Source organism: Mesorhizobium sp. M0227 (assembly GCF_040321855.1).
In the GTDB taxonomy this organism is placed as follows: Bacteria; Pseudomonadota; Alphaproteobacteria; order Rhizobiales; family Rhizobiaceae; genus Mesorhizobium.
On the sequence record NZ_JAMYSJ010000001.1, the window covers coordinates 780893 to 790502 of the forward strand.

A 9610-nucleotide genomic window follows, 5' to 3' on the forward strand; every position below is an offset into this window, starting at 1 on the left:
GTCGCCCAAAGTGGCTGGTGCTTGGCAACAGCGGCAAGCACGGAACAGGAATTTGAAGCGCGTCGCGCGGGCCGTCTTGACGCGTCACACTTCAGAATTGCCAAATTGCCGCAGGGGGCAAGCCGGATCGAACCTGTTTAAATCGATTGAATATATGGCGGTATCAGCTAGCATGGGCTGGGAGGAGCGATGAAAGCCGGTATGATCATGGCAACCGCACGAGAGGCATCATGACGAGCGCGATGACATCCGAACCCCTTCCGCCACTGCTCGAAAATCCTGATCCAAAGACACTCGCACGTGAAGTCTTGGTGGCCCTCAAATACAGGGTCGGCAAGGACACCACCGTTGCGACCCAGTACGACTGGCTGACCGCCTCGATCAAGGTCGTGCGCGACCGGATCGTCGATCACTGGATGCAGGCGACGAGAGAGGCTTACGACCAGAAGGAAAAGCGCGTCTATTATCTGTCGCTGGAATTCCTCATCGGCCGCCTGATGCGTGATGCCTTCTCCAATCTGGGCCTGATGGACAACATGCGCGAGGCGCTGTCGTCGCTGGGTGTCGACCTCGACTTGATTGCAGCACTCGAGCCCGATGCGGCGCTCGGCAATGGCGGCCTCGGCCGGCTCGCGGCCTGCTTCATGGAAAGCATGGCGACCGTCGACATTCCGGCGCATGGCTACGGCATCCGCTATGCCAATGGCATGTTCCGGCAGGAGATTCACGACGGCTGGCAGGTCGAACTGCCAGAGACCTGGCTTGATCACGGTAACCCGTGGGAATTCGAACGTCGCGAACGCTCCTTCGAGGTTGGTTTCGGCGGTTCGGTGGAATCGATCACCTCCAAGGACGGGCGCCTCGAACGCCATGTCTGGAAACCGACCGAGCATGTGCTGGCCGTCGCCTATGACACGCCCGTCGTCGGCTGGCGGGCCAACCGCGTCAACACGCTGCGGCTCTGGTCGGGGATGCCGGTCGATCCGATCCTGCTAGACAAATTCAATGCCGGCGACCACATCGGCGCGCTAGCCGAAAGCAACAAGGCCGATGCCTTGTCGCGCGTGCTCTACCCCGCCGATTCCCACAAGGCCGGGCAGGAACTGCGGCTTCGGCAGGAGTATTTCTTCTCCACCGCCTCGCTGCAGGACATCGTGCAGCGCCATCTGAGCCAATATGGCGACCTGAAGTCGCTGCCCGACAAGGCTGCGATCCACTTGAACGACACCCATCCCGCCATCGCCGTGCCGGAGTTGATGCGCCTGTTGATGGACGTCCACGGCATGGACTTCGACCAGGCCTGGGATATCACCCAGCGCACCTTCGGCTACACCAACCACACACTGCTGCCCGAGGCGCTGGAAAGCTGGCCGGTGCCGCTGTTCGAGCGGCTTTTGCCGCGCCACATGCAGATCGTCTATGCCATCAACGCTGAAGTGCTTCTGGAGGCGCGTGCTTCCAACCAGTTCTCGGACGAGCAGATTGGCCGCATCTCGCTGATCCAGGAAAATGGCGACCGCCGGGTGCGCATGGGCAATCTGGCCTTTGTCGGCTCGCATTCCATCAACGGCGTTTCGGCTCTTCACACCGACCTGATGAAGGAGACGGTGTTCGCCGACCTGCACAAGCTCTATCCCGATCGTATCAACAACAAGACCAACGGCATCACGCCGCGGCGCTGGCTGATCCAATGCAATCCCGGACTGACGTCGCTCGCCCGCGAGGCGATCGGCGACCGTTTTCTCGATGACATCGACGCCATTAAGGATCTCGACGGTTTCGCCGGCGATGCCGTCTTTCGCGACAAGTTCGCAGCCGTCAAGCGCGCCAACAAGGCGCGATTGGCCAACCTCGTCGCCGACCGGCTCGGCATCAAGGTCGATCCTTCGGCGCTTTTCGACATCCAGATCAAACGCATCCACGAATACAAGCGCCAGCTTCTGAACATCCTCGAGGCGATCGCCCTCTATGACCAGATCCGCTCGCACCCCGAGCGCGACTGGATGCCGCGCGTGAAATTCTTCGGCGGCAAAGCGGCGCCCAGCTACCACAATGCCAAGCTGATCATCAAACTCGCCAACGATGTCGCAAAAGTCATCAACCGCGATCCGGCCGTGCGCGGTCTGCTGAAGGTAGTGTTCGTGCCGAATTACAATGTCAGCCTTGCCGAGATCATGATGCCGGCCGCTGACTTGTCCGAGCAGATCTCGACCGCCGGCATGGAAGCGTCGGGCACCGGCAACATGAAGTTCGCACTGAACGGCGCGCTGACCATCGGCACGCTCGACGGCGCCAATGTCGAGATCAAGGAATGCGTCGGCGACGACAACATCTTCATCTTCGGCCTGACCACCGCCGAGGTCGCCGAGCGGCGCAACAACGGCTACGATCCGCGCGCCGTCATCGAAGGATCGCCCGAGCTGGCGCAAGCGGTCGCGGCTGTTTCGTCAGGCGTCTTCTCGCCGGACGATCCGGAGCGTTACCGCGACCTCATCAACGGTCTCTACAACAGCGACTGGTTCATGGTCGCAGCGGATTTCGATGCCTATGCCGCCGCCCAGCGCGAGGTCGATGCGGTCTGGCGCAACAGTCCCGACTGGTACGCCAGGGCAATCCGCAATGTGGCGCGTGTCGGCTGGTTCTCCTCCGATCGCACGATCCGCCAATATGCGAAAGAAATCTGGAACGTGCCTGCCTGATGTGATTGCATGAGGCCGCAAACAATGTGGTCCCGGTGGTGTGAACTTAAAGGTCGGATCACACCACTAGAAACAAACACTCGGTGCCTGGGGAGGGACACTGCCTGATGAAGAAGCCGCGCGCGACCGCTGCGACAAGCGGGCCGGACGGACTGGCGGCAGCCAGCGATGTTGCGGCGATTGTTGCGGGCACGCATGGCGATCCGTTTGCCGTTCTCGGTGTTCAGGAGGCTGGGAAGGGTTTTGTGGCCCGCTGCTTTGTTCCGAATGCCGAATTCGTCACCGCTTATACGCTGACCGGCACCATCGCGGGTGAATTGTCCAGGCGCGACGATGGCGGCTTTTTCGAAGGCAAGCTCTCGATCAAGAAGCGGCAACCGCTTCGCTATCACGCGCGCAATGCCGGCGGCGACTGGTGGCTGACCGATCCCTATTCGTTCGGTCCGGTGCTCGGGCCGATGGACGACTACTACATCGCCGAGGGATCGCATCTCAGGCTATTCGACAAGCTCGGCGCCCATGTGATCGAGCACGAAGGCGCCACGGGCGTGCATTTCGCCGTCTGGGCTCCCAATGCGCGGCGTGTCTCTGTGGTCGGCGATTTCAACGAATGGGACGGCCGCCGGCACTCGATGCGCGACCGCCGCGACACCGGCATCTGGGAGGTGTTCATTCCCGATATCGGTGCTGGCCGGCCCTACAAATACGAGATCATCGGCCCCGACGGCGTCAGGCTGCCGCTGAAGGCCGATCCGTTCGCCTTCAAATCCGAACTGCGTCCGGCCACCGCTTCGGTCGTTGCTGTGCCGCCGGCGCATGAGTGGGGCGATGAGGCGCATCGCAATTTCTGGCGCAATGCCGATCACCGGCGCGAAGCCATTTCGATCTACGAGGTCCATGCCGGCTCCTGGCAGCTTCGCGACGACGGTACGTTCCTGTCATGGGACGAACTGGCCGACCGGCTCATCCCCTATGTGGTCGAGACCGGCTTCACCCATATCGAATTCATGCCGATCTCTGAACATCCCTATGACCCGTCCTGGGGCTACCAGACGACCGGGCTCTACGCGCCATCGGCCCGCTTTGGCGATCCGGACGGCTTTGCCCGCTTCGTCGACGGCGCCCACCGTGCCGGCGTCGGCGTTATTCTCGACTGGGTGCCGGCGCATTTCCCGGTCGATGAGCACGGCCTGGCCAATTTCGATGGCACCGCGCTCTATGAACATGCCGATCCGCGCAAGGGGTTTCATCCCGACTGGAACACCGCGATCTACAATTTCGGCCGCCGCGAGGTGGTGTCGTTCCTGGTCAACAATGCGTTGTTCTGGGCCGAGAAATACCATGTCGACGGACTTCGCGTCGATGCGGTCGCCTCGATGCTGTACCTCGACTATTCGCGCAAGGCCGGCGAATGGATCCCCAACGAGAAAGGCGGCCGCGAGAACCTTGAGGCGGTCAGCTTCCTGCAGAAGATGAACAAGGAGGTCTACGGCCACCATCCGGGCGTGATGACCATCGCCGAGGAATCGACCTCTTGGCCGAAGGTCTCGGCACCGGTGCATGAAGGCGGGCTGGGCTTCGGCTTCAAGTGGAATATGGGCTTCATGCACGACACGCTGGAGTATTTCTCCAAGGAACCGATCTTCCGAAAGCACCACCACAACGACCTCACCTTCGGCCTGACCTACGCCTTCTCGGAGAATTTCGTGCTGCCGCTCTCGCATGACGAGGTCGTGCACGGCAAAGGCACGCTGCTGGGCAAGATGGCCGGTGACGACTGGCAGAAATTCGCGACATTGCGCGCTTACTACGCTTTCATGTGGGGCTATCCCGGCAAGAAGCTGCTGTTCATGGGACAGGAGTTCGCGCAGCGCCGCGAATGGAGCGAGGCGCGCGCGCTGGACTGGAACCTGCTGGAGTTCCGGCCGCATCGCGGCGTGTGGCAGACGGTGCGCGATCTCAACTATCTCTACCGTTCGCGTCCGGCGCTGCATGGCCGCGACTGCGAACCGGAAGGGTTCTCCTGGCTGATCGTCGACGACAGCCAGAATTCGGTTTTTGCCTGGCTGCGCAGCGCGCCGGGCGGCAGCCCGGTGGCCGTCATTTCCAATTTCACGCCGGTGCCGCGCGATAATTATCGCGTGCCGTTGCCGACCGCCGGAAAATGGCGCGAGATCATCAACACCGACGCTTCTGAATATGGCGGTTCCGGCAAGGGCAATGGCGGCATGGTCGAGGCGCGGGCGGAGGAAGGAAGCATCTCCGCGACGATGCTTTTGCCGCCGCTGTCCACGATCATGCTCGAGCTCGTCGCCGACTGAACCCATCGACACTGAGTAACATGTCGAGATCGAGTAACTTGGGAGGGTAGAAATGGCAGACTTGAAACGGACCCAGCCGCTGGCGCGCGATGCCATGGCCTATGTATTGGCCGGCGGCCGTGGCAGCCGCCTCAAGGAACTGACCGATCGGCGCGCCAAGCCGGCCGTCTATTTCGGGGGCAAGACGCGCATCATCGATTTCGCGCTTTCCAACGCGCTTAACTCCGGCATTCGACGCCTCGGCGTCGCCACCCAGTACAAGGCACATTCGCTGATCCGCCATCTGCAGCGCGGCTGGAACTTCCTGCGGCCCGAGCGAAACGAGAGTTTCGACATCCTGCCGGCCAGCCAGCGCGTCTCGGAAACGCAGTGGTACGAAGGCACGGCCGACGCCGTCTACCAGAACATCGACATCATCGAGGCCTACGGGCCCGAATACATGGTGATCTTGGCCGGCGACCACATCTACAAGATGGACTACGAGATGATGCTTCGCCAGCACGTCGACGCCAATGCCGATGTCACCGTCGGCTGCCTCGAAGTGCCGCGCATGGAAGCCACCGGCTTCGGCGTCATGCATGTCGATGCCAAGGACAACATCATCGCCTTTGTCGAAAAACCCGCCGATCCGCCCGGCATTCCCGATAAGCCGGAATTCGCGCTGGCTTCGATGGGCATCTACGTGTTCAAGACCAAATTCCTGATGGAGCAATTGCGCCGCGATGCGGCCGAGCCGGGCTCAAGTCGCGACTTCGGCAAGGACATCATCCCCTATATCGTCCAGCACGGTAAGGCGATCGCGCATCGCTTCGCCAAATCCTGCGTCCGCTCGACCGCCGAGAACGAGGCCTACTGGCGCGACGTCGGAACGGTCGACGCCTATTGGGAAGCCAATATCGACCTGACCGACATCACGCCTGAACTCGACCTCTACGACCGCGACTGGCCGATCTGGACCTATGCCGAATTGAAGCCGCCGGCAAAGTTCGTGCATGACGAGGATGGCCGCCGCGGTTCGGCCGTGTCCTCGCTTGTCTCGGGCGACTGCATCGTCTCCGGTGCGTCGCTCAAAAGAAGCCTGATCTTCACCGGCGCGCGCATCAATTCCTTTTCGACGCTGGAAGAAGTCGTCATGCTGCCCGACGTTCATGTCGGCCGGAACGCAAAGTTGAAGCGCGTGGTCATCGACCATGGTGTTAGGATACCGGAAGGCCTGGTGGTCGGCGAAGATCCCGTCCTCGACGCCAAGCGCTTCCGCGTTTCCGAAAAGGGCATCTGCCTGGTCACCCAGGACATGATCGACAAGCTGGGGCTCTAACGCATGCAGGTTCTGTCGGTCACGCCCGAGATCTTTCCGCTGATCAAGACCGGAGGGCTTGCCGACGTGACCGGCGCGCTGCCCATCGCGCTTGCCGCCAAGGGCGTGACCGTGCGCACGCTCATTCCCGGTTTTCCGACCGTCATGGCTGCCTTCAAGAAGAAGCGGGCGGTTCTGCAATATCCCTTGCTGCAGGGCGGCAAGGCCTCCGTCCATTCAGTCCAACTCGCCGGGCTCGAACTGTTCGTGCTCGATGCGCCGCATCTGTTCGACCGTCCCGGCGGTCCCTACGGCAACGCCACCGGCGTGGACTGGCCAGACAATTGGCGGCGTTTCGCGGCGTTGAGCCAGGTCGGCGGCGACATTGCCGGTGGCGCCATCTCGGGCTACCAGCCCGACATCGTCCACGCCCATGACTGGCAGTCGGCGATGACGCTGGCCTATATGCGCTACGGCAAGGCGGTCGGCGTGCCATCGATGATGACTGTCCACAACCTCGCTTTCCAGGGCCAGTTCGGCGCCGCCATCTTTGGCGAACTCGGCCTGCCGGCAGCGGCGATGGCGCTCGACGGCGTCGAATATTATGGCGGTGTCGGCTTCCTCAAGGCCGGCCTGCAGGCCGCCTGGGCGATCACCACGGTCAGTCCGACCTACGCGCAGGAGATCCGCTCGGCGGAATTCGGCATGGGCCTCGACGGCCTCATCAACATGCGCTCCAGCGATCTCTATGGCATAGTCAACGGCATCGACACCGACATCTGGGATCCGGAAACCGACAAGCACCTGGTGTCGACCTATACGGCTAGCACGCTGAAGGCGCGCGCGCCCAACAGGGTTGCCGTGGAAGACCGCTTCAGCCTTGAGCGCGACGACAGCCCGATCGTCTGCGTCGTCAGCCGCCTGACCTGGCAAAAGGGCATGGATACCTTGGCGACAGCGGTCGACGGCATTGTTGCGACCGGCGCGCGCCTGGCCATCCTCGGCTCGGGCGATGCCGGCCTCGAAGGCGCGCTGCTCGCCGCCGCCGCCCGGCATCGCGGCCGCATTGGGGTCGTCGTCGGCTACGACGAGGGGCTGTCGCACATCATGCAAGGCGGCTGCGACGCCATCGTCATTCCCTCGCGCTTCGAACCGTGCGGGCTGACGCAGCTTTACGGCCTGCGCTATGGCTGCGTGCCCGTGGTCGCGCGCACCGGCGGTCTGGCCGATACGGTCATCGACGCCAATGAGGCCGCCGTCTCTGCCGGCGTCGCCACCGGCTTCCAGTTCGCGCCCAACAATGGCGGTGCCTTGCTGCATGCCATCCGCCGCCTCGTCGACGCCCATGCCAGTCCGGCGGTCTGGGAATCGTTGCAGCGCCAGGGCATGAAGGCCGATGTGTCATGGGACAAGAGCGCGGACAAATATGTTGAACTCTATCGCTCGCTGCTTTCGAAAAGGGTTGCCTGAAGCATGATACGCACCGTCCCCACCAAACCCTATTCCGATCAGAAGCCCGGCACGTCGGGCCTGCGCAAGAAGGTGCCTGTCTTTCAGCAGGAGCACTATGCCGAGAATTTCATCCAGTCGATCTTCGACGCGCTCGACGGCTTCAAGGGCAAGACGCTGGTGATCGGCGGTGATGGCCGCTTCTACAACCGCGAGGTCATCCAGAAGGCCATCGCCATGGCAGCCGCCAACGGCTTCGGCAAGGTGATGGTCGGGCAGGGCGGTATCCTGTCGACGCCGGCCGCCTCGCATGTCATCCGCAAATACAAGACCTTTGGCGGCATCATCCTGTCGGCCAGCCACAATCCGGGCGGCCCGCATGAGGATTTCGGCATCAAGTACAATGCCGGCAATGGCGGCCCGGCGCCGGAAAAGCTGACCGACGCGATGTTCGAGAAAACCAAGACGATCTCAAGCTTCAAGATCGCCGATATCGATCCGATCGACATCGACACAACAGGCACGGTCAAGGCCGCCGGCATGACGGTCGAGATCATCGACCCGGTCGCCGACTATGCCGAACTGATGGAAAGCCTGTTCGATTTCGATGCCCTGCGCAAACTGTTCAAATCCGGCTTCCGCATGCGCTTCGACGCCATGCACGCGGTGACCGGCCCCTACGCCAAGGAGATCCTGGAAAACCGGCTCGGCGCGCCCAACGGCACCTGCCGCAATTTCAAGCCGCTGCCGGATTTCGGCGGCCATCACCCGGACCCGAACCTCGTCCATGCCAAGCACCTCTATGACGAGATGATGGGGCCGGACGCGCCGGATTTCGGCGCTGCCTCGGATGGCGACGGTGACCGCAATCTGATCATCGGCAAGGGCATTTTCGTCACCCCGTCGGATTCGGTTGCCATGCTTGCCGCCAACGCCCGCCTGGCGCCCGGCTACAAGGCCGGTCTGAAAGGAATTGCCCGCTCGATGCCGACCAGTGGCGCTGCCGACCGCGTCGCCGAAAAACTCGGCATCGCCCTCTATGAGACGCCGACCGGCTGGAAGTTCTTCGGCAATCTGCTCGACGCCGACATGGCGACGATCTGCGGCGAGGAAAGTGCCGGCACCGGTTCCAACCACGTCCGCGAAAAGGACGGCCTTTGGGCGGTGCTTTTGTGGCTCAACATCCTTGCCGCGCGGGGCGAAAGCTGCAAGCAGATCGTCGCCGAGCACTGGGCGACCTACGGTCGCAACTACTATTCGCGGCACGATTATGAAGAGGTTGAGAGCGACCGCGCCAACGCATTGGTCGACGAACTGCGCGCCAAGCTCGGCGCGCTGCCGGGTGCCAGCGTGCGCGGCATGACAATCGCCAGCGCCGACGACTTTGCCTATCACGATCCCGTCGACGGTTCGGTCAGCGAGCATCAAGGCATCAGGGTGCTGTTTGAAGGTGGTTCGCGGGTGGTCTTTCGGCTGTCCGGCACCGGCACGTCAGGTGCCACGCTGCGCGTCTATATCGAGCGCTACGAGTCGGACAAGTCGAGGCACGACCTCGACACCCAGGCCGCCCTTGCCGATTTGATTGCCGCGGCCGATGATATTGCCGGTATTCACAGCCATACCGGCCGCGCCGAGCCAAGTGTGATTACTTGAGGATGGCGCTGCACGCGCCCATAGCTCTCGTAGAGCGCCAGGTTAGATAATGACGGGCGTATGGCGCTGCACCCCCCCCTGGCCTGCCGGCGATCTCCCCCTCAAGGGGCCCGTTGCGTTATTAAGTTATAGGGGCAAGGAGGGAGGGTCGGGCCAATGTGGGGTGCCTTGCGGCTCGGGTTTGAGGCCGG

The 9610-nt window shown here is 62.4% G+C and carries 5 protein-coding genes; all 5 read left to right on the forward strand.

Translation table 11 applies throughout. The features are described 5' to 3' along the window. The first annotated feature begins 230 nt into the window (after positions 1–230). The 5 genes from NKJ00_RS03545 to NKJ00_RS03565 all read left to right on the forward strand — a co-directional run bounded on the left by NKJ00_RS03545 (position 231) and on the right by NKJ00_RS03565 (position 9419). Positions 231–2699 carry a glycogen/starch/alpha-glucan phosphorylase gene (locus NKJ00_RS03545; protein WP_352550728.1) on the forward strand — a complete coding sequence of 823 codons (2469 nt, stop codon included), beginning with the start codon at positions 231–233 and terminating at the stop codon, positions 2697–2699. Between the two features lie 107 nt (positions 2700–2806). Next, complete coding sequence (gene glgB / locus NKJ00_RS03550; protein ID WP_352550726.1) at positions 2807–5020, forward strand: 1,4-alpha-glucan branching protein GlgB; 2214 nt, start codon at positions 2807–2809, stop codon at positions 5018–5020. 52 nt (positions 5021–5072) lie between these two features. Continuing rightward, complete coding sequence (gene glgC / locus NKJ00_RS03555; protein ID WP_352628729.1) at positions 5073–6338, forward strand: glucose-1-phosphate adenylyltransferase; 1266 nt, start codon at positions 5073–5075, stop codon at positions 6336–6338. Positions 6339–6341: 3 nt separating this feature from the next. Beyond that, positions 6342–7787: a glycogen synthase GlgA gene (glgA, locus tag NKJ00_RS03560; protein WP_352628731.1), complete on the forward strand. Its 1446-nt coding sequence runs from the start codon at positions 6342–6344 to the stop codon at positions 7785–7787. 3 nt (positions 7788–7790) lie between these two features. Next, positions 7791–9419, forward strand: coding sequence for an alpha-D-glucose phosphate-specific phosphoglucomutase (locus NKJ00_RS03565; protein ID WP_352628733.1), 1629 nt, complete (start codon positions 7791–7793; stop codon positions 9417–9419). Positions 9420–9610: the final 191 nt, after the last annotated feature.